The 19862-nt window shown below is 75.0% G+C and carries 23 protein-coding genes; 12 read left to right on the plus strand and 11 right to left on the minus strand.

The genetic code is table 11. From position 1 onward, the window contains the following. Positions 1–76 precede the first annotated feature (76 nt). The 3 genes from E5225_RS15635 to E5225_RS15645 are packed head-to-tail and all read left to right on the plus strand — an operon-like array spanning position 77 to position 1425. Positions 77–592, plus strand: a complete 516-nt coding sequence (locus tag E5225_RS15635) for a uridine kinase family protein (RefSeq protein WP_166435867.1) — start codon at positions 77–79, stop codon at positions 590–592. Positions 593–640: 48 nt separating this feature from the next. Beyond that, the gene (locus E5225_RS15640) at positions 641–886 is read left to right on the plus strand and encodes a hypothetical protein (RefSeq protein WP_135972050.1); all 246 of its coding nucleotides are present in this window, start codon (positions 641–643) and stop codon (positions 884–886) included. Next, positions 883–1425: a hypothetical protein gene (locus tag E5225_RS15645; protein ID WP_135972051.1), complete on the plus strand. Its 543-nt coding sequence runs from the start codon at positions 883–885 to the stop codon at positions 1423–1425. Before E5225_RS15640 ends, E5225_RS15645 begins: the two co-directional genes overlap by 4 nt. 201 nt (positions 1426–1626) lie before the next feature. Here the strand turns inward: E5225_RS15645 and E5225_RS15650 are convergent, their stop codons facing one another. From E5225_RS15650 to E5225_RS15670, 5 genes are all read right to left on the minus strand, one after another. Beyond that, entirely contained in the window at positions 1627–3510 is a 1884-nt protein-coding gene (locus E5225_RS15650; protein WP_243738068.1) for an FtsX-like permease family protein, read from the minus strand. Between the two features lie 5 nt (positions 3511–3515). Then, positions 3516–4265, minus strand: a complete 750-nt coding sequence (locus tag E5225_RS15655) for an ABC transporter ATP-binding protein (RefSeq protein ID WP_135972053.1) — start codon at positions 4263–4265, stop codon at positions 3516–3518. 131 nt (positions 4266–4396) lie between these two features. Next, complete coding sequence (locus E5225_RS15660) at positions 4397–5080, minus strand: response regulator (RefSeq protein ID WP_135972054.1); 684 nt, start codon at positions 5078–5080, stop codon at positions 4397–4399. Then, entirely contained in the window at positions 5077–6402 is a 1326-nt protein-coding gene (locus E5225_RS15665) for a sensor histidine kinase (protein WP_135972055.1), read from the minus strand. The genes E5225_RS15660 and E5225_RS15665 overlap by 4 nt, the downstream gene beginning before the upstream one ends. Before the next feature lie 5 nt (positions 6403–6407). Beyond that, positions 6408–7319, minus strand: coding sequence for a CPBP family intramembrane glutamic endopeptidase (locus tag E5225_RS15670; RefSeq protein ID WP_243738055.1), 912 nt, complete (start codon positions 7317–7319; stop codon positions 6408–6410). Positions 7320–7695: 376 nt separating this feature from the next. Here E5225_RS15670 and E5225_RS15675 point away from each other — a divergent pair, with 376 nt between their 5' ends. After that, entirely contained in the window at positions 7696–8694 is a 999-nt protein-coding gene (locus tag E5225_RS15675) for an SMP-30/gluconolactonase/LRE family protein (protein ID WP_135972057.1), read from the plus strand. Between the two features lie 46 nt (positions 8695–8740). Here the strand turns inward: E5225_RS15675 and E5225_RS15680 are convergent, their stop codons facing one another. After that, positions 8741–9184 (minus strand): hypothetical protein, encoded by a 444-nt coding sequence (locus E5225_RS15680; RefSeq protein WP_135972058.1) that lies wholly within the window; start codon positions 9182–9184, stop codon positions 8741–8743. Positions 9185–9221: 37 nt separating this feature from the next. Next, positions 9222–10169, minus strand: a complete 948-nt coding sequence (gene bsh / locus E5225_RS15685; protein ID WP_135972059.1) for a choloylglycine hydrolase — start codon at positions 10167–10169, stop codon at positions 9222–9224. A 276-nt stretch (positions 10170–10445) separates the two neighbouring features. On the opposite strand from bsh, the gene E5225_RS15690 reads away from it, so the two are divergent. Beyond that, positions 10446–10994, plus strand: a complete 549-nt coding sequence (locus E5225_RS15690; RefSeq protein WP_135972060.1) for a D-alanyl-D-alanine carboxypeptidase family protein — start codon at positions 10446–10448, stop codon at positions 10992–10994. 17 nt (positions 10995–11011) lie between these two features. Here the strand turns inward: E5225_RS15690 and E5225_RS15695 are convergent, their stop codons facing one another. Continuing rightward, positions 11012–12277 (minus strand): PP2C family protein-serine/threonine phosphatase, encoded by a 1266-nt coding sequence (locus E5225_RS15695; RefSeq protein WP_135972061.1) that lies wholly within the window; start codon positions 12275–12277, stop codon positions 11012–11014. A 72-nt stretch (positions 12278–12349) separates the two neighbouring features. Between E5225_RS15695 and E5225_RS15700 the strand changes: the two genes are divergently transcribed. Both E5225_RS15700 and E5225_RS15705 read left to right on the plus strand, forming a co-directional pair. Then, the gene (locus E5225_RS15700; RefSeq protein ID WP_135972062.1) at positions 12350–12646 is read left to right on the plus strand and encodes an antibiotic biosynthesis monooxygenase family protein; all 297 of its coding nucleotides are present in this window, start codon (positions 12350–12352) and stop codon (positions 12644–12646) included. 54 nt (positions 12647–12700) lie between these two features. Next, on the plus strand, positions 12701–13702 hold the full coding sequence (locus E5225_RS15705; protein WP_135972063.1) for a DUF2332 domain-containing protein: 1002 nt from the start codon (positions 12701–12703) through the stop codon (positions 13700–13702). Between the two features lie 42 nt (positions 13703–13744). On the opposite strand, the gene E5225_RS15710 is transcribed toward E5225_RS15705, so the two are convergent. Further along, positions 13745–14788: a S66 family peptidase gene (locus E5225_RS15710; protein WP_135972064.1), complete on the minus strand. Its 1044-nt coding sequence runs from the start codon at positions 14786–14788 to the stop codon at positions 13745–13747. A 102-nt stretch (positions 14789–14890) separates the two neighbouring features. Between E5225_RS15710 and E5225_RS15715 the strand changes: the two genes are divergently transcribed. Continuing rightward, on the plus strand, positions 14891–15469 hold the full coding sequence (locus tag E5225_RS15715) for an ArsR/SmtB family transcription factor (protein ID WP_135972065.1): 579 nt from the start codon (positions 14891–14893) through the stop codon (positions 15467–15469). Further along, positions 15466–16257, plus strand: a complete 792-nt coding sequence (locus E5225_RS15720; protein ID WP_135972066.1) for an SRPBCC family protein — start codon at positions 15466–15468, stop codon at positions 16255–16257. Before E5225_RS15715 ends, E5225_RS15720 begins: the two co-directional genes overlap by 4 nt. 100 nt (positions 16258–16357) lie before the next feature. Here the strand turns inward: E5225_RS15720 and E5225_RS15725 are convergent, their stop codons facing one another. Next, a complete protein-coding gene (locus tag E5225_RS15725; protein ID WP_135972067.1) occupies positions 16358–17227 on the minus strand; it encodes an AraC family transcriptional regulator in 870 nt (289 codons plus the stop codon). A 231-nt stretch (positions 17228–17458) separates the two neighbouring features. Between E5225_RS15725 and E5225_RS15730 the strand changes: the two genes are divergently transcribed. From E5225_RS15730 to E5225_RS15740, 3 genes are all read left to right on the plus strand, one after another. Beyond that, a complete protein-coding gene (locus E5225_RS15730) occupies positions 17459–18292 on the plus strand; it encodes an ETEC_3214 domain-containing protein (protein ID WP_135972068.1) in 834 nt (277 codons plus the stop codon). Between the two features lie 102 nt (positions 18293–18394). Next, positions 18395–18892 (plus strand): hypothetical protein, encoded by a 498-nt coding sequence (locus tag E5225_RS15735; protein ID WP_135972069.1) that lies wholly within the window; start codon positions 18395–18397, stop codon positions 18890–18892. Further along, positions 18889–19194 (plus strand): transcriptional regulator, encoded by a 306-nt coding sequence (locus E5225_RS15740; RefSeq protein WP_135972070.1) that lies wholly within the window; start codon positions 18889–18891, stop codon positions 19192–19194. The genes E5225_RS15735 and E5225_RS15740 overlap by 4 nt, the downstream gene beginning before the upstream one ends. Positions 19195–19204: 10 nt before the next feature. On the opposite strand, the gene E5225_RS15745 is transcribed toward E5225_RS15740, so the two are convergent. Then, positions 19205–19777, minus strand: coding sequence for a membrane lipoprotein (locus E5225_RS15745; protein WP_135972071.1), 573 nt, complete (start codon positions 19775–19777; stop codon positions 19205–19207). Positions 19778–19862 lie beyond the last annotated feature (85 nt).

Below are 19862 nucleotides of genomic sequence, written 5' to 3' on the forward strand. Positions count from 1 at the left end.
CCGAAGGGCTCGTGTGACACGCGAAGCGGCAGCGGACCTCGTCACGCTTGTCCGTGCCGTGAATCGTCGTCCCCTCGTGGTGGGTGTCGACGGTCAGAGCGGTGCCGGCAAGTCCACGTTCGCCCGAGCCGTCGTCCCTCTTCTCGCCGGCGCAGTCGTCGTCGAGGGCGACGACTTCTACCGCGACATGGACAGCCGCAGGCGTGCCGCACTCTCGCCCGCCGACGGTGTGCAGCACTACTTCGACTGGCAGCGCCTGCGGAGCGACGTCCTCGAGCCCGCCCGCCGCGGTGCCTCGACGCTGCGCTATCAGCGATACGACTGGGTGCTCGGGGCGATGGGTGGGTGGGTCGAGATGCCGATGCCCGACGTCGTCATCGTCGAAGGCGTCTACACGTTGCGGCCGCAGCTCCTCGATCTGGTCGATGTCGCGGTGTGGGTGGAGACACCCGAGGAGACCCGACTGCAGCGACAGCTCGAACGCGGCGAGAACACCGACGAATGGATCGCTCGGTGGCGCGCCGCCGAGGACCACTACGTGGCGAGCTGCGCCCCTCGTTCGGCGGCTGCGTTGCGGGTCCGGGGCGCCTGACCCGGTCCATCCGTCCCGCACCTCGACGCGGCGCTCGACGGTCTCGACGTGATGCTCGCCGCGCCCGGTCCCACCGGCGACAACCGCTGGGACGCGCTGCTCGCCGGCGCCGTGCGGTACCGGCTGCGACTCATCGACCGCCCGGCGCCGGCATGGACCGTGCGCGACCCCCTGCCCGCGTGGTGGTGGCCCGGCGGCCGCGGCGCCCGCGCGGTCCTCGCCATGCAGCGGACGCCACCCGAGCTGTCCCGCCTCGGCATCTGGTTCGACGCCCGGAACTTCACGACCGCATGACGACGGACCCGGCGCTCTCGCGCGAGGACATCCACCGGCTCCTCACGGAGGTCGGCGCCTACCTGCACGTGCGGCGCTGGACGGCGACGGTGTACGTCGCGGGCGGCGCCGCCATGTCGCTGCTGTTCGACGGGCGCACCACCACGCGCGACATCGACGCGGTGTTCCGCTCCGACCGCGGACAGCTGGAGGCGGCGGTCCGCGACGTGGCGGTCCGCCACGGCCTGCCTGTCGACTGGCTGAGCGACCGGGTCACGCGGCACGTCCCGGACGCGGACGACACGAGCGCGACCGAGCTGGTCGTCCCCGGCCTGCACGTCCTGGTCTCCTCCGAGCGGCACCTGCTGGCCATGAAGATGCTCGCGGGCCGCGAGCGCGACGTCCCCGACCTCGCGCTCCTCTTCGCGCGCCTGGGCATCACGACCCCCGCGCAGGCCGTGGCGATCACGGATGAGGTGTTCGGCGACACGTACCCCGTGGAGCGGCCGCCGGTCGAGTACCTGGAGGCCCTCGCGGCCGACGTCCTCGACGAGGGCTGACCCGCTGCGGCTCCCGGCACGTCGGCGGGTGTGCACCGCGCCATCCTGCCCGGCGCCGCCCTCGCTCACACCGCGTTCGCCACGTCGGCGACAAGGACCTCCGGCCGCGACGCGTGGTGTCGGACACCACTCGCCTCGCCCGGAGGCCCTCGTCCCTGTCGGCGACGTCCACGCGCACCGCACGTCGAACGAGCGCCGCGCCTACGCGACGGCCGTCGCCAGGCGCGTCGTCCGGCGTGCCGCCAGGGCCGTCGCGACCAGCGCAAAGACCACCACGGCCGCACTGACGACGCCGTACGACGGCACGTCGACCACCGGCGGCCCGTTCAGCACCCCGGCGCTCACGCCGATCAGCGCCGGCACCACCGCGACGGTGCCGACCACCCACGCCGTCAGTCCCGTGATCACGGCCTCGACGGTGGTCATCGCCATGAGCTGGCGGCGGGTGGTGCCGGTGCGGTGCAGCAGCGCGAGCTCGTCGCGGCGCGCCACGGTGGTCATGGCCAGCGTGCTCGCCGCACCGACCGCCACGACGGCGAGCAGCAGGAGGAGCAGCGCGGTGCCGATCTCGTTCTCGCCGCCGGCCGACTGCATCGCCGTGGCGACGTGGGTCTCGGGGTCGGCCGCCGTCGTCCCGAGGGCCGTGATCGCCGCGGTGACGTCCGCGACGTCCGCACCGGGGGCGAGGTCCACGAGCACGGTGTCGGCCACCACGGGCAGCCCGTGGGCCTCGGCCGTCGCCGGACCGGTGATGAGGCCGGCGACGCCCAGGCCGCGCGAGAACACCGCGACGACGGTGGCGTCGACCGTGTCCTCGCCGAGCCGGAGCGTGAGCGTCTCGCCCAGGCCGGCACCCGACGTGAACGCCGTGTCGCTGCTGACGGCCACCGTGTCAGGCGCGTCGAGGCCCGTGAGGGAGCCGTCGACGACGTCCGGGTCCAGAGCGGTCGAGCCGGCCGGGACGACGCGCAGCGCGGTCGCCTCCCAGCCCAGCGCGCCGCCCTCGGCGTCGGTGCGCAGCTGCGCCGGGACGGTCCCCAGCGGGACGGCCGCCGCGACGCCCGGCACCTCCGCCACCTCTGCGGTCAGGTCCTGCGTCGCACCCTCGGTGGGCGTCACGACGAGGTCCGCGGTGACCGCGGCGACGAACTCCTGCTGCGCGGCCGTCGTGATCGCGCGGTTCACGCTCGTCTGGACGGTCGCCGCGGCGACCACCAGTGCGAGGGGGACGACCACGGTCGTCAGCCGCCGCGAGAAGCCGCGCACGTTGCGGACGGCGAGCATCGTGGCCGGGCGACCACCGGGACGCATCCGTGCCAGGCGGTCGAAGATCCAGCCGACGAGGACAGGGCCGGCGAGCGCCGCGGCGCCGATCAGCAGGAACGCCGACAGCGAGGCCGCGGCACTCCCCATCACGCCCGGCACCCACAGGGGCGAGAAGGCCGCGCCGAGGCCGCCGAGGGTCATGGCCAGGGCGGTCAGCCGACGCCCTGTCCCGACCTGCCGGTCCTCCACCGCGCTCTGCTGGAGCGCCGCGGTCGGTGCGGTACGGGCGGCCTCCCGGGCGCCGAGCCGGCCCACGGGCACCGCGGTGACCGCGATGAGCGCGACGGCGGCGAGGACGGGCAGCGGCGACAGGGACGAGCTGAAGTCCGGCGCGACCATCTCGCCCCGCACGAGCAGCGGGTCGAGGAGCCGGGCGCCGAACAGGCCCGCGAGCGCCCCCAGCGGGGCGGCGACGAGCGACACCACCGCGACCTCGATGGTGACGGTGCGCCGTACCTGCGACGGGGTGGCACCGACCGCACGCAGCAGCGCGAACTCACGACGCCGGCTGCGCAGCGCGAGGCTGACGGTCGCCGCGACGACCATCACCACGACGACGATCAGCGTGCCGGCGTAGGAGGAGGCGAGGGCGACGAGCAGCCCCCCGGAGGCCGCGTCGCCGCCGGACTGCGTGCGCAGTCCCGACTCGAAGAGCACGCCCGTGACGGCGAGGACGGCCGCGGCGACGGCCAGGACGACGGCGGTGCCGGCGAAGGCCCCGCGGTGGGCGCGGACGCCCGAGGACGCGAGCTGCCACATGGTGCTCACCGGCCCTTCGTGAGGAGGCGAGCGGTGACCTGCTCGGCGGTGGGGCGCTCGAGCTGGTCGACGACCAGCCCGTCCGCGAGGACGACCACGCGCTCGGCGGCGGCCGCGACCCCGGCGTCGTGCGTGACGATGACGACGGTCTGCCCGAGCTCGGCGGCCGTGTCGCGCAGCACCTGGAGCACGGCGGCCCCGGTGCGGGAGTCCAGCGCGCCCGTCGGCTCGTCGGCGAAGACGACGGCGGGCCGCGTGACCAGCGCACGGGCGATCGCGACCCGCTGGGCCTGCCCACCGGACAGCTCGCCCGGCAGCCGGTCCATCAGCTCCGGCACGCCGAGGAACTGCAGCAGCGCCGACTCCCACGCCGCGTCGACCTGGCGGCCCGCGAGCACGAGCGGCAGCCGGACGTTCTCGCGTGCCGTCAGGTGGCCGATGAGGTTGTAGGACTGGAAGACGAAGCCCACGTGCTCGCGACGGAACCGGGTGAGGTCGTCGGGGCGCAACGTCGTCAGGTCGTGACCGCCGACGACGACCGAGCCGCGGCTGGGCGTGTCGAGCCCCGCCGCGCAGTTCAGGAGGGTGGACTTGCCCGAGCCGGACTGACCGACGATGGCGGTCACCGAGCCGGCGAGCAGCTCCAGGGACACCCCGCGCAGCGCGTGGACGGGCTCGCGGGCCGGGTAGGTCTTGTGGATGTCGACGAGGCGGACGGCGGTGCCCGTCACCTCAGCCGTGGTGAGGGTGGCCATGATGTGCTCCTGGGATCGAGGTCGCGTCGTGCTGTCGATCTCGAACCTAGGAACCGGGCGGGGTGCCCATCGAGCCTCGGAAGGAGGCCCCGGCAGGGTTCCATCCTTCGATGGAGGCGCCCCCGCCGACGTCAGCCGCCGACGTCGACGACGCCGTTCTGGTACGCCCACACGACCGCCTGCAACCGCGACTTCACGCCCAGCTTCGGCATCACCCGGGCCAGGTGCGACTTCACGGTCGACACCTCCAGGAACAGCTCCCGCGCGATCTCGTCGTTGGACATGCCCTGCGCCAGCAGCAGGACGATGTCGAGCTCGCGCGCCGTCAGCAGCTCGCTCGCGCGCGCGGCCGTCACGGGCTGCGTCCGGCGGCGGGTGACGACCTCGCGCAGGACGCGCCGGGTCAGCGCGTTAGCGAGCATGCCGTGCCCCGCGGCGACCGACCGGACGGCCTCGATGAGCGTCGCGGGCTCGGCGTCCTTGAGCAGGAAGCCCGACGCGCCGGCCTCCAGCGCGCCGAACAGGTACTCGTCGACGTCGAACGTCGTCAGGATCAGGACGGGGATCGGGTCGTCGACGCCGGGACCGCACAGCTCCCGCGTCGCGGTGATGCCGTCCTTGCCGGGCATGCGGATGTCCATGCACACCACGTCGGGCCGCAGCGCGTGCGCGAGCTCCACGGCGGTCCCGCCGTCGGCCGCCTGCCCGACGACCTCGATGCCCGGCTCGGTCGCGAGCATCGTGGCCAGCCCCATGCGGACGAGCGGCTGGTCGTCCGCGACCACCACGCGCACGGCCGAGGCGACCTCGCTCATGCGTCCTGCCCTTCGCTCGTCGTCGGCGCACGGTCGGCGGCCGGGGGGACGGCCGCCGAGACGGTCGCGGAGACGGTCGCGGAGACGGTCGCGGGGACCGACAGCGTGACCTGCCAGCCGCCGTCGAGCGTCGGCCCGTACCGCAGGGTGGCGCCGGTCAGCTCGGCGCGCTCGTGCATCCCGACCAGACCGTAGCCGGGGTCGTGGTGCGCGGGCGCCTCCCCCGCACCGGGCGGGCCGTTGCGGACCACCACCTCGACGCGGCCCTCGTCGTGCGCGTCGAGCCGCACGTCGCAGCGCGCACCGGGCGCGTGACGGGCGGCGTTCGCGAGCGCCTCCTGCACGACCCGGTACGCCGCGAGCTGCGCCAACGGGCCGACGGCCCCGGACGCCGCGACCTGCGCCACCGGGCCCGTCGAGGTGAGCGAGACCGCCAGCCCCGCCTCCTGCGCCCGCGCGACGAGGTCCCCGATCCCCGCCAGGGTCTCCATGCGCACCGGCCCGCCGGGCTCCACCGGCACGTCGACGTCACGCAGCAGCACGACGAGGTTGCGCAGGTCCCGCAGCATCGCGGTGCTCTGCTCGCGCACCTGCGCGACCGCGACCTTGGCACCGTCCGGGTCGACGTCGATCTGGCGCCCGATGGCCGCGGTCATCACGGCGATGCCCGACAGGTGGTGCGCGGCGATGTCGTGCAGCTCGCGCGCCATCGCGGTCCGCTCCCGCTCGACGGCGACCTGCACGAGCGCGTCGCGCTCGCGGCTCTGCGCCTCGGCGGTGCGCGCGAGCGCGTCCACGGCGTCCTGCCGCGCCGCGACGACGCTCGCCAGCACGAACGGGAGGCCGACGGCGGCCACGCCCTGCAGCAGACCCGCGACGACGACGGCCAGCCCGCCGGCGCCGTTGCCGACCTCGGAGCCCGCCACCCCCGCGGCCACCAGCGCCCCGGCCGCGACCAGGGTCGGGGTGAGCCGACGGGCGGGTCGTGCCAGGACGGCCCGGTACGCCGCGACCAGCACCGGCAGGAGGCCGACCCCGACGGCCTCGCCGAGCGGCATGAGCGCCGGGACCCCGGCGGCGACGGCGAGGAGCCCGACGCGCGGGTGCGCACCCGAGGCGCCGAGCGCCGCCGCCTGCAGCGTCAGCACCGCCACCGCCGCCCACCACGCGACGTCGCCGAACCCGGGCACGCCGCGCGCGGCCGACGGGTCCGCGTCGTTCAGGACCACGGAGGCGGCGAGCAGCCCCACCGACAGCAGCCAGCAGGCCGCCGGGACGACGTACGTCGCCCGGCGGCCGCTGTGAGCAGGACGCTCGATCACGGTCGTCACGATAGGGGCGACGCCTCGAGCGGGCGGGTGGTCTCCACGGGGCGGGCGATCTGCTCGTCGCGCTCCGGGTGGTACCCCAGCCGCCCCCGGGTGGCCACCAGGGTGACGACCGCTCCGACGGCCGCAGCCAGCAGCAGCGCGCCCTGGATGTTGTCGTAGTCGTCCCCGATGAGCGGGAACATGTCCGCGATGACGAGGCTGGCGTAGGTGTTGATGCTCACGTGCAGCAGCATCGCCATCGGCAGGCTCTGACCCGTCCGGTTGAACACCCAGGTCATGACGACGTTGAACAGGACGCAGAAGGCGATGAACGCCACGGGCCGCAGCCAGTGGAGGGTGTCCCAGTGGCCCCACTGGGTCAGGTACAGCGGCAGGTGCCAGACGCCCCACAGGACGCCGATGCCCACGGCCGCGACGAGCGCTCCGAAGCGGCGCTGCGCGCGGGGGAGCGCGAAGTCGCGCCAGCCCGGCTCCTCGGCGAGGCCGGTCGTGAAGACCTGCATGACGAGGAACGGCAGGTACTGGACCAGGGTCTGCATCGGCACGGCATCGACCTGACCGCCCCCGGCGACGAACGACGCCAGCAGCAGGGCGGCAGGGGTGCCGACGAGGATGCCGACGTACCAGCGCCAGTTGACCTTCCACTTCGTCAGCCGCCTCAGCCAGGCGCGCACACCGGCACGCCCCTCGGTGACGGCGGTGACGAAGAACGCGGCGCCGATGGGTCCGAGGAACGCGCCCGGCAGCATCGCGAAGAGCTGCCAGCCGTCGTCCCCGCCGGGGACCTGGATGTCCCAGACGCCGAGCCCGTAGGACCCGAGGACCAGCGGGATCCACGCGAGCCAGCTGCCGGCGATCGCCAGCACGACGAACGACAGGAGGGGGTGGCGCCGGACGACGTCCAGCACCCCTCCTCGGCGGGGTGGTGCGTCTGCCTGAGCAGGGAGGACGCTCATCGGAGTTCCCTTTCGTCGAGGTCGGTGTGACGTGACTCGACGCTAGGAATCCGCGACCCGGTGCCGCGCCGGGCGCAGGGTGGAACCCCGGACGTTGCATCGAAGGATGCAGGCGGTACCCGCAGGACGGCTCGGGTCCGGCGGCGGCTTCGGTGCGGCGTCCCGCTCGAGCCGTGGTCGGCGTCGCGCAGTTCCTGGCGGTACGTCCCGTTCCTCCCTAGGGTGGGTGGCCGCGCCGTCCTCTCGTTCGCCGGACGCGCGCGCTCATGGGGTGACGGCGGGGGACGCACCCGGTGAGACCGACGGCTCCCCGCCGAAGGGGACAACGATGCGCTCCAGCCTCACGACCACCCTCGCCGCCGTCGCGGCGTTCACCCTCCTGACGGCCGTGCCGGCCTCCGCGCACGACACGCAGGGGCACGGGCACGACCGCCACCACCCCGACCGCCCCACGACGTACCTGCTCGACCCGTCCGGCCCCGCGGCCGACGACGTCTACCCGGAGGGCGTCGCGGTGCGCGGCGACGACTTCTTCGTCAGCAGCACGACCGACGGCACGATCTACCGCGGCGACCTCGACGAGCCCACCGCGACGCCGTTCCTGCTCGGCGGCCAGGACGGCCGGACCTCCGCGATCGGCGTGAAGGTCGACGGCCGGACGCTGCTGATCGCCGGTGGTGCCACGGGCCGCGTGTGGGCGTACGACCTCAGGACTCGTGCGCTGACCGGGTCGTGGCAGGTCGTGCAGGACGGCACGCCGGCGTTCGTGAACGACCTCGCGGTGAGCCCCCGGGGCGACGTGTACGTGACGGACTCCGTGCGCCCGGCGCTGTACCGGATCGACGCGCACGAGCGCCGGACGACCGGGACCGAGCTCCTGGAGCCCTTCGTGTCCTTCGACGGGACGGCACTGGCGTACAACGACGGCTTCAACGTCAACGGCATCGCGATCTCGCGCGACGGCCGGCACGCGGTCCTCGCGCAGACGAGCACGGCGACGCTGTTCCGCGTGGGCCTCACCGACCGCAGCGTCGAGGCGATCGACCTCGGCGGGGAGCCGGTCAGCGGTGACGGCCTCCTGCTCGACGGCCGCCGGCTGCAGGTGGTGGAGTGGCTGGGCGACGAGTCCTCGATCGTGACGGTGGACCTCGACCGGGGGTACGCCTCCGGCACCGTCGTGTCCCGCACGAGCGACCCGTCCTTCGACGACCCGACGACCATCGCCCGGGCCGGCCGCAGCCTGCTGGTGGTCAACAGTCAGTTCGGCACCCGCGCCGCGGGCGGGACGCCGGAGCCGTTCACGGTGTCGCGCATCCCGGTGCCCTGACGGCGGCCCGGGCCGACCGTGCGCCCACGGACGCGCCGCCGTGGCGTCAGGCCGTGCGCAGCGCCAGCAGGAACTGCCCGCCGCCCGGCTCGACCTGCGTCGCGACGGCCAGGTCGGGGGCGAAGCGCGACAGCCGGTCGACCAGCCACGCGGCGGCCTGGTCGGCGTCCGCGCGGCTCGGGCAGCGCGCCACCACCTCGCGTCCGCCCTTGCGCCGCAGCCGCTCCACGGTCTCGGCGATCGGCGCCGGGTCGACGACGAAGAGGTCGGGCGACCACGGCACGACCGCCTTGACCGCGCCCTTGCGGGTGTTGCAGGCGCGGTGGGCGAGCCGCTCCAGGGTCGCCGCGCCCTTCTTGGGCTTGGCGACGGCGCCGAGGTCGACGCTGGGGCCGCGGTCGGAGTTGACCGAGGCGTCCGGGTCCACCGGCTCGTCGCACAGCCAGCAGCGCCACGAGTCCCGGTCACCGACGACGCTCAGATTGCTCATGCGCGCACCGTAGCCTCCCGGCCCCGTGCGCCCGTCCTCAGACGACGACCAGCTCCGTCCCGTCGGGCGAGTGGTCCGCCAGGCTCTCGCTGTGGATCGCCGGGTCGTCGTAGGTGTTCCAGTAGTACGTGTTCGTCCTGGACGAGAAGAGGCCCGTGTAGATGGTCTTCTCGAACTCGCCGGAGCCCATCGCCGCGCAGCCGTCGACCATCGCGACCTGCTGCAGCGTGTGGAACGCGCGGCTGACGTTCTCCTCCTCGCTGGCCTTCGTCGGGTAGTGCTCGTTGACGTAGGCCGCACGGACGAAGCGGGACGGCGAGTAGTAGTCACCGGGCACCCCCCGCATGTGCGAGCCCGAGCCGAACGGGGTCAGGCTGGCCCGGCCGAGCTCGGTCGCCTCGGGGAACTCCGGCGAGGTGTTGAGGTAGTTGCGCAGGTTCTCGTGGTGCCACGCGAACCCGGGCTGGTTCGCCAGGACGTCGACGTCGTCGTCGAAGACGTGCATCCCGTCGCTCGTGTGCTCCACGACGATGGCGCGCGTCGCGTCGCCGATGATCCAGTGGAGCAGCGAGCTCGGGTACTTCTCGTTGATCGGCTTGTCGACGATCGCCACGTCCTTCAGCGCCGCCTGCACCTCGTCGACGCTCGCGAACTGCGAGGCGACCCAGAGCGGGAACTCGTACGCCGCGACGTTGGTCTTGCCGTCGACGGGCCCGGGCGCGTAGGACGCGTAGCCGGGGAAGTTGAGCCCCGCCACCGCCAGCCCCGCGTCGTTGCCACAGTCGAAGTAGAGCGGTGTGCCCTCCTCCACGATGCCCATGCCGATGGTCGCGTGCCGGATGCTCGGCACCGCCCCGAACGGCGACGTGGGGACGAACCCGGTGGGAGTCACCACCACCCGCTCCCCGTAGCCGCTCGTCCAGTCGAGGTTTCGCGCGAGGTAGAGGTTGCCGCTACCGTCCGAGAACCTGATTCCTGTGCACATGGTGTCCCCCCGCGTTGACTCCTCCAGTGTGCTTCCGGGCGACGCGACGGGCATGTCGAGGCCGCTACCGGCCACACGGTGACGCGGAGCTCACGGAGCGGGTCACGCCTCGAACGTACGGCGGGCGCGGACCGGGGGATCCACCCTCGGACGGCCCAGCCGGCGGGTGCGCTCGTCCCGCGGGCGGACCCGGGCCACCGGAGGATGAGGGCACGGCGGCCGGTGAGGCGCCCACGGGACGACGCCCGCGAGCGCCGCCGGACCCACGGTGGACGCATGACGACGACCACCGACCCGCGTCCCCCGCGGAGCACCCGCCGCCCCCACAGATCGCCGCTGCTCGGCGTGCTCGCGCTGCTGCTCGCCGGCGGGGCCGGCCTGGCGTACGGGCTCACCGACGGGCCCGGACCTCCCGCCGGCGTGGTGGTGCCGCCGGGAGCGCCCACCGGGGCGACCGGCCTGCACCCCGATCTCGAGCGACGCCTCGCGGCGGCGCGCGAGGCGGCCGCGGCCGACGGCGTCACGCTCACGCTGACGTCGGGGCTGCGCACGGCCGCGGAGCAGCAGGAGCTCGTCGACGAGGCCGTCGACGAGTACGGCGCGCCCGAGGCGTACCGGTGGGTGCTGCCGCCGGAGCGGTCGGCCCACGTGCAGGGCCTCGCGATCGACGTCGGCCCGACCGCGGGCGCGTACTGGCTGCAGGAGCACGGCCCGGACCTCGGCCTGTGCCCGACCTACGTCAACGAGGTGTGGCACTTCGAGCTCCTCGCCGAGGGCGCGGCCGCGTGCCCGGAGCCGCGGGCCGACTCGTCCTGGGCGTGGTGACGCGCCCGCGACCGCCGTCAGCGCGGCTTGTCGGACCCGCTCGTCGTGCGGCGGCGCGTCGTGCCGCCGTGCCACTCGAGCAGCAGCAGGGCGGCGTCGTCCTGGACATCGGCGCCCACCGTCTCCAGGAAGGTGCGGGAGATGTCCTGCGCCACGTTGCGGGGGTGCCGGTCGGCGGTGTCGCGCAGGGCGGCGGGCAGGTCGAAGTGGGCGGCGCTGCGCTCCAGCATGCCGTCGGTCATCAGCAGCAGCCGGTCCCCCGGGTACATCTCGATCTCCTGCACGCGGTACTCGTGCGGCTGGAAGCCGAGCAGCGGGTTGTTGGCGGGCACGACGCTGGTGACGTGGCCGTCGTGCAGGAGGAGGGCGCCGGGGTGGCCCGCGTTGATGACCCGGACGACCGCGCGCTCGTCGGCGTCGTCCTCGCCGTCGTGCCCGCCACCGGGCGACCGGAGGTCGATCTCCAGGAGGATGCCCGTGACGTGGTCGCCCCCGTCGGGGCCGCCGTGCTCGACGAGCGCCGTGTTGGCCGCGTGCGCCTGCTCGACGAGGCTCGCGCCCTGCCGGCGCGCGTTGCGCAGCGCGTTCACGGCGAGGGTCGACAGCATGGCGGCGTTGAGGTCGTGCCCGACCGCGTCGGTGAGGGTGGCGATGAGCCGGTCGGCCGACGCGACGTAGTCGAACGTGTCGCCCGCGGCGCTGGCGGAGGGCTCGAGCCACCCGGCGAGCGTGAAGGAGCCGCCCTCGCACACGAATCCGAGCGGCAGCAGCCGGCGCTGGATCTCCCGCGGCAGGGTGAACTCCGCCGACCGCATGGCCGTCTCGTAGCTGTCGGTGTGCCGCTGGTTGGCGACCAGGATGTAGGCGAACGCGTGGGCCACGGCGGCGAGGTGCTCCGCCGTCGCGGGGTCGAGCTCACCGTTCCCGTCCCCCGGTGCGTCGGCGTCTGCGTCCGTGTCCTGCGCCGACAGCTCCACCGCCAGCACCCCGAGGGCGTCGCCGCGCACGGTGACGGGCGCGTACGCGTGCCGGTCACCGTCGTGCACGACGCGCTGCTCCCGCCAGGCCTGGCCCGCGTCGGTCCCCGTGAGCTGGAACCGCGCGTCGGGGTCGGCGTGGTCGATGAGCGTGTCGCCGGCGGCGTCGGCGATCAGGAACGTGGCGGACTCCACGCCGAGCGTGCGGACCAGCGCGTCGGACGCCGCGGAGATCGCGTCGGCCGGGGAGACGTCCTCGGCGGCTGTGAGGAGGGCGGAGATGTCCACAGGGTCCGAGCGCGTCATGGCGCAACGATGACACGACGGCCCCGCGCGCTCGACCGGGACGACGGCCGCACCTGCTGGCACCATCACGGGATGGTTCTCGAGCACGCGCTGCTGCCCGTCGCACCCGGACGTGAGACGGAGTTCGAGGAGGCGTTCCGCGCGGCCCGGGCGATCATCGCGAGCATGCCGGGCTTCGGCCGCCTGACGCTGTCGCGGTGCCTCGAACGGCCCGGCACCTACCTGCTGCTCGTGGAGTGGGACTCCCTGGAGGACCACACAGTCGGCTTCCGCGGGTCGGCCGAGTACGAGCGGTGGCGCCGGCTTCTGCACCACTTCTACGAGCCGTTCCCGACCGTCGAGCACTACGAGCAGGTCCTCGACGCCTGAGGACGACGGCGAGCGGTCCGTACGCCCGCGCACGTCAGCGGGCATCCTGCGTCCATGGACCCCGCGACCCACCTCGGCACCGCCACCGTCACCGCCGCCTACCGCGCGTTCGGTGAGCGGGAGGCCCGCGGCGTCTCGCCCGTCTACGAGGCCTGGGCGCTCGGCGTCGCCGAGGACGCCGTGGTCGCCGACCTGATCGCGACGCTGCCCCGCGGCAAGCGCCAGCCGAACCTCGTCCTCGCCGCCGCCCGGTGGCACGGCGCGCGTGGGGACTACGACGACCTCCGCTCGACCCTCCTCGGGCAGTGGCCGCAGGTGCGCGCGACGGTCCTCGCGCGCGCCACCCAGACCAACGAGGCGAACCGGTGCGCCGTCCTCCTGCCGTTCCTCGCGGAGCTGCCGCAGCCGCTCGCGCTCCTGGAGGTCGGGGCCGCCGCGGGGCTCTGCCTGCTGCCCGACCGGTACTCCTACCGCTACGACGACGGCACCGCGCTGGACCCCGACGACGGCCCCGCGGACGTGGTGCTGCCCTGCGCGCTCGGCCCCGGGGTCCGCGCGCCCCGCCGGCTGCCGCAGGTCGCGTGGCGCGCCGGCATCGACCTGGCACCCGTGGACGTGTCCGACGACGACGCGTGCGCCTGGCTCGAGGCGCTCGTCTGGCCCGAGCACGACGAGCGCCGCACCCGGCTGCGCGCCGCGCTGGACGTCGCGCGCCGCGACCCGCCGCGCGTCGTGCCGGGCGACCTGCTCGACGTCCTCCCCGCGCTCGCCGCCGAGGCACCCCGCGACGCGACCCTCGTCGTGCTCCACAGCGCCGTCCTCGCGTACCTCGACGCCGGGGCGCGGGCGGCGTTCGTCGACCTGGTCGGGACGCTCCCGGGGCACTGGGTCAGCAACGAGGGCGCCCGGGTGCTCCCGATGACCGCGGACCTCGTGCCGGGCACGGGCGGCCGCGACTTCGTGGTCGTCGTCGACGGCGTGGCGCGCGGCTACGCCGACCCGCACGGCCGCTCGCTCACCGGCCTGGGCGGCCGGGACGCGACGAGCGCGGACTGAGCCCGCGGTCAGGCGTAGGCCGCGGTCAGGGGTAGGACGCGGTCAGGCGTACGACGCGGTCACGGTGCGGGTCACGCCGTCGAGGGTCAGCGGCCCGCCGTACGGGACGATCCACTGCGGCCGCGTGTGCCCGAAGGGCACCCCGACGCACACCACGGCCCCCGGGTTGTAGCGGGTGACCTCCTCGACGACGGCGTCCCGCTGCGCCGCGCGGCGCCGTGCCCGCTCCGCGGCGTCGAGGCGCACGTCGACGCCGGTCACGGGCGGACGCGCGACGCACACGCCCGCGACGACCGCGAGCAGGCCCCGCTCGCCGAGCGCGCGCACCCACATCCGGACCGTCTCGGCCGACGGCAGCTCCTCGCTGGTCTCGAGCAGCAGGATCGCGCCCTCCAGGGCCGCCGTCGGCGGGAACCGGTCCGCCATCGCGAGCCAGTCGAGCACCTCCAGGCACCCGCCCCACGTGCGCCCCGTGACCGAGCGCGCCGGCCCGGCCCAGGTCCAGGGGCCGGTGGGCTCACGCTCGCCGTGCTCGGTGAGGGCACGCGGGTCCAGCCAGTCGTGGCCCATGTCCTCCGACTCGCCGGGTTCGGTCAGTGTGAGGGTCTCGCCGGTGAGGAGGGCCGCCCGCAGCGAGGCCAGGTGCACGTCGTCGATCGCCGGGCCCGGGCCGAGGTGCACCTGGGTGGAGCCGCCGTAGAAACCCGCGACGCCCTGCTGCCACAGCCAGCCGAGCAGGTTGGTGTTGTCGCTGTAGCCGAGGAACGGCTTGGGGTCCGCGCGGACGGCGTCGGCGTCGAGGTGGGGCACGACCGTGATCTGGTCGTCCCCGCCGACCGTCGCGAGCACCGCGCGGACGGACGGGTCGGCGAACGCGGCGTTGAGGTCGCGGGCCCGGTCCCGGGAGGACGCGCCGACCTGACGCGTGGTCGGGTACTCGACGGGCACGAGGCCGGTCGCGGCGACGAGCCGCCGAAGGGCCTGCTCGTGCACGGCCGGGGCGTACCCGGGCGCGGCGAACGACGGTGAGACCACGGCGACGCGGTCACCCGCGACGGCCTTGGGCGGGGAGACGAGGGACGGCATCGGCCCACCCAACCAGCCCGGTCCGTCCGGAGCGCGGGGAATCCCGCGGCGCACCGGCGGACGACCCTTGACAACAATTACTGTCAAGAGGAGCGTGGAGCCATGCAGGACGTCGAGGTCATCGAGGACGTGGGCGCCGCAGCCGTGGCGCTGGACCCGGTGCGGGCACGGCTGCTCGCCGAGCTGGCCGTGCCGGCCTCCGCTGCAGGGCTCGCCGCCCGGGTCGGGATCCCGCGCCAGAAGGTCAACTACCACCTGCGCACGCTCGAGGCGCACGGCCTGGTGGAGCTGGCCGAGGAGCGCCGGCACGGCGGCATCACCGAGCGCGTCCTGCGGGCGTCCGCCGCGCGGTACGTCGTGTCCCCGGCGGCCGTCAGCGCGTCGGCGGCCGACCCCGACGCGACCGCCGACCGCCTCTCGGCCGGCTACCTGGTCGCCCTGGCCGGGCGGGTGGTGCGCGAGGTCGGCGCCCTGGCGCGCCGGGCCGCCGCGACGGGCGCACGGCTGCCGACGCTGACCGTCGACACGCAGATCGGGTTCCGCTCCGCCGCCGACCGCGCGGCCTTCGCGGACGACCTCACCGCCGCGGTGCTCGACCTGGCCGCGCGCTACCACCACGACGACGGACGCCCGCACCGGCTGGTCGTCGCCGCGCACCCGCTGCCCCAGGAGGACGCATGAGCACCGCACCGCACGTCCCGTACCGCCTGCAGTTCGACGTCGAGGTCCCCGGCACCCCCGAGCAGGTCTGGCAGGCCATCGCCACCGCGGCGGGCCTGAGCGCCTGGTTCCTGCCCACGCGGCTCGAGGAGCGCGAGGGCGGCTCGCTGCACTTCTCGATGGGCCCGGAGATGGGCTCCGACGGCCACGTCACCGGCTGGGAGCCGCCGCACCGCCTCGTCTACGAGGAGGACTGGGCGGCCCTCATGGGCAAGGACCCCGACACCCTCAGCCCGATGACGTCCGAGTTCGTCGTCGAGGCGCGCTCGGGCGGCACGTGCGTCGTGCGCGTGACCACCAGCGGCTTCGGCACGGGCGCGGACTGGGAGCAGGAGTGGTGGGACGACATGGGCACCAGCTGGAAGCCGTCGTTCGACGTCCTGCGCCTCTACCTCGCCCGCTTCGCCGGGCAGGAGGCCACGCACCTGGACGCCACGGCGTCCCACCCGGGCGACGCGCGGGGGGTCTGGGCGGCCCTGCACGACGCGCTGGGGCTGGGCGCCGTCGGCTCGACGGTCGAGGTGCTCGGCGCCACGGGGACGCTCGAGCGCGTCGGCGAGCGTGACGCGCTGGTCCGTCTCACCGCACCGGTGCCGGGCATGCTCACCGCCGCCGTGTACGCCGACGGCGGCGACACCGCGACCGCGTACGTCCGGGCGCAGCTGTTCTCCCCCGACGCCGCCGCGTACGTGCGTCGCGAGGAGCCGGCGTGGCGCGACTGGCTGCAGGGGCTCGTCGTCCCGGCCTGACCGGCCTGACCGCGAGGACCGGGCGCCGCGCCGGCGGCCGCGGGCACGCACACGGCGACGCAGGGAAGGACCCTGTGCACGGCGCGTGCCCGCTCGGGCCTCAGCCCGCCTCGACCGGCAGCCAGAGCTCGACCGTGGCGGTGCTGAGGTCGTCCGCGCGGTCGAGCACCGCCACCACCTCGGGACCGGGCCGCAGCCGCCAGGGGTTCGACGGGAACCACTCGGTCGCCGTCGCGGCCCACACCGACTGCAGCGTGTCCGGGTAGGGGCCCGCCGCGCGGAAGACGGCCCAGGTGCCCGCGTCGACGGGGACGACGTCGAGGTCGTCGGGCACCGGCACGGCATCCGTGACGGCGACGCCGTGCAGGTACGTCAGCTCGGTGCCCTCGCGGCGGTCGGGGTCGAGGTCGGTGCTCACCGCGAGCAGGCCGTGCGGCTCGGCGTCGCCGAGCGCCTTGAGCCGCTGGTGCTGCTGCGGGGTCAGCGACGCGACGTGCTGAGCGATCGCGGGGTTCACCCCGTGGTGCACGAGCGGGACGCGGGCGGCGTGCCCGGCGAGGCGGAAGGCGGGTCGGGAGACGATGCGGACGTCCATGGGGTCTGCTCCTTCGACGGTCAGGCGGAACCTGAGGCGGGGTTGGGTGCGCAGGGGGCCGCCGTGGCGCCGGGCCTGCCCGGGACTGACGCCGTGGACCGACCGGAACGCCCGGCCGAACGCCTCGGCCGAGCCGTACCCGTGGCGCACCGCGATGCCGAGCAGGTCGCTCGAGCCGGCGAGGACGTCCGCGGCGGCGACCGTCATGCGCCGGCGGCGCACGTACTCCGACAGCGGCATCCCCGCCAACGAGGCGAACATGCGCCGCAGGTGGTACTCGGTGGTCCCGAGCGCGGCGGCGAGGCGGACCACGTCGAGGTCCTCGGTGAGGCCCTCCTCGACGACGTCGACGAGCCGGTTGAGCCAGGCGATCACGGCGCCTCCCTTCGGACACCGACCCTGCCAGCCGGAGCCCTCGCCGGACCCGATCGCGGCTGCCCGTCGTGATCAGGGACGCCGCGGACCCGCGGCGTCCCGGGCGGCGACCGCGACGGGCCGGAACGGCGGAGCGCGGCGGGACGGCCCGCCGGGCCTGGACGGGCACGAGCGCGCGGGACGACGATGAGGACGTCCGGATCACCCGTCCTCGCCCGCTCGGTGGCACCCATGACCGGCACGGAACCAGCGGCCACGGGATCGCGCGTGCACGCGCGGCTGCAGCACCTGCAGCAGCACCCCGTCCTCGCGGTGCTGCTCTTCAGCGCGGGGGTGATCGGCGCGGTGGGCGTCGTGTGGGGGGCGCTGAGCTGGGGCCGGGACCGGTACGAGGACATCGCGCACCCGTACGCGGAGCAGTACGCCGAGCTCGAGCGGCTCGACCTCGACATGCGGCTCGAGTACTTCGAGGACACGTTCGGCGTGGCGAAGGCCGTGGTCGACGTGTGCGCGGTCTCGACGTGCCCGGAGCCGCCGCCGGAGTCGCTGCAGCTCGTCGTGCACGAGACCGACGAGGTCGTCGTCCGCGGCCTCTTCGCGGGCAACAGCATGGCCGCGTACCTCGTGACGACGACGACCGACGGGTTCGAGCCGCCCGTGACGTGGATCGACCTCGACCTCGGCCGGCTGGGCACCGTGACGACGGCGGAGGTCCTCGACGCGGTGGGCGCGCCCCTCGACGGCGACGCGTCCGTGGTGCGTGGCACGGCGTGGACCGCGTACGCCGACGTGCTGCCCGGCGGCGCCCCGGCGAGCTACCGGGGCCTCGTGCTGGCGTGGTCGCCCCAGGGCACCGGCACCGGCTACGGCCTCGAGGCGTCGGAGCGGCTGGTCGCCGCCCAGGACGCGTCGGACGAGGCGGCCCGCGTGGCGGCGCTCGACGACCTGCGGGCGACGACCACGCCGAACACCTACGGCGAGTTCCGCGACGACGGCCCCCTGGGTGCCTGGCTGCACGACCCGGCGGTCGTCCACGACCTGCTGTTCGTCGGCAGCGAGTCCTGACCGGGCGCCTGTCCGGCCCGCGTGCACCCGGCGGTGAAGGTACGGCGACGCCGGCGCGGTCCCGCCACTTGCCAACATGGAAAGCGGTGCTAGTTTTCCACCATGGAAAGCAGCCCGAACGCCACGCCCGCGGACGCGCAGGCCGCCCTGCGCCGGCTCGACGACGCACGTGAGCGCCTCGCGGAGCGGATCACCTCGCCGTGGTGGTACCGCCTGGGAGCCGCGGCGTGCACCGCGTCGATGTTCGTCGGCGCCGGTCTGATCGTGGGGCGGCCCGCGAGCGGCAGCAGCGCCGAGTCCGCCTCGATGATGCTCATCGTGCTCGGGGCGATCGTCGCGCCGATGGTGCTGCTGTGGGCGCTGCGGCGGTCGACGGGCATGTCCGTCGAGCGCTACGCCGAGGGCATGGGCACCTGGTACGCCGTGGTCTTCGGGCTCTTCGCGGTCGGGTTCGTGCTGCAGGCGTTCGCCGGCGTGCCGTGGGCGATGACGGTCGCCGGCGTCGGCGCCGCCGTGGCGACCGTCGTGCGCGAGCGCAGCCTCGACGGCCTGCTGCGCCGGCGGGTCCGCGCGGGGCACGACGTACGGGCACGCGCATGACGGCGGCGGAGCCCGTCTTCGACGAGGTGGTGCACGCGCCCAACCGCCTGCAGATCTGCGCGATGCTCGCCGCGGTGGACGAGCTGGAGTTCGCGACCGTGCGCGACGCGCTCGGCATCAGCGACCCGGTGCTCAGCAAGCACGTCAAGGTCCTGGCCGAGGCGGGCTACGTGCAGGTCTCGAAGGTCCGGCACGGCTCGCGGACGCGGACCTGGTTCACGCTGACCGACGCCGGCCGCGCCGCCCTCGACGGGCACCTCGCAGAGCTGCGCCGGATCGCGGCGATGGCCGCGGCGACGTGACGGGCAGACGTCAGCCGCCGAGTGCCGGCGGGTCGACCGGTGCGCCCTCGCCGTGGGGCGGCAGGTCGCCGCGCTCGACCGGTGGCCCGGCGACCTGCAGGTCCCGGAAGAGGTCGGCCAGCTCGTCGGCGCGCGGGACGCGCACCGCCTCGCCGGCAGCGCGCAGGGTCGCCGCGTCGACGTCCTCGCCCTGGAGCAGGACGTGGACGTCGCCGCGCCGGACGGTGCAGCCCGGCACGGCCGGCGCGGAGTCGGGCAGCTCCGCGCACGGCGCGACGGACGGCGTGGGGTCCCACGACGTCGCCAGCATCACCGTGCCGCCGGCCTCCCGCACGTAGTACGCCGACATGCCGACGTCGCCGACGACACCCACCGACTGCGTCGCGAGCGTGTACCCGTCGACGTCGGTCACGTACACCAGGTCGGGGTCGACGCCCGACCCCTCCACCCGGGCGGCGATCTCGGCGCGCTGCGCCGGGCCCGTCGTCGGCTGCGGCCCCGCGCCGGCGCGTCCGGCGCAGGCGCCGAGCGCGAGCAGCACGGGCAGGACGACGAGGGCGGCGGCGTGCCGGGTGCGCATCACCCCGGCACGCTACCGCCGCAGAGTCGGGCGGATCGGGCCTTCCGGGCACGAGGGGGCGGCTCGCGCTCGCGTGCCGTGCGCGGCG

Origin of the sequence: Cellulomonas shaoxiangyii, assembly GCF_004798685.1 — a bacterium.
In the GTDB taxonomy this organism is placed as follows: domain Bacteria; phylum Actinomycetota; class Actinomycetes; order Actinomycetales; family Cellulomonadaceae; genus Cellulomonas; species Cellulomonas shaoxiangyii.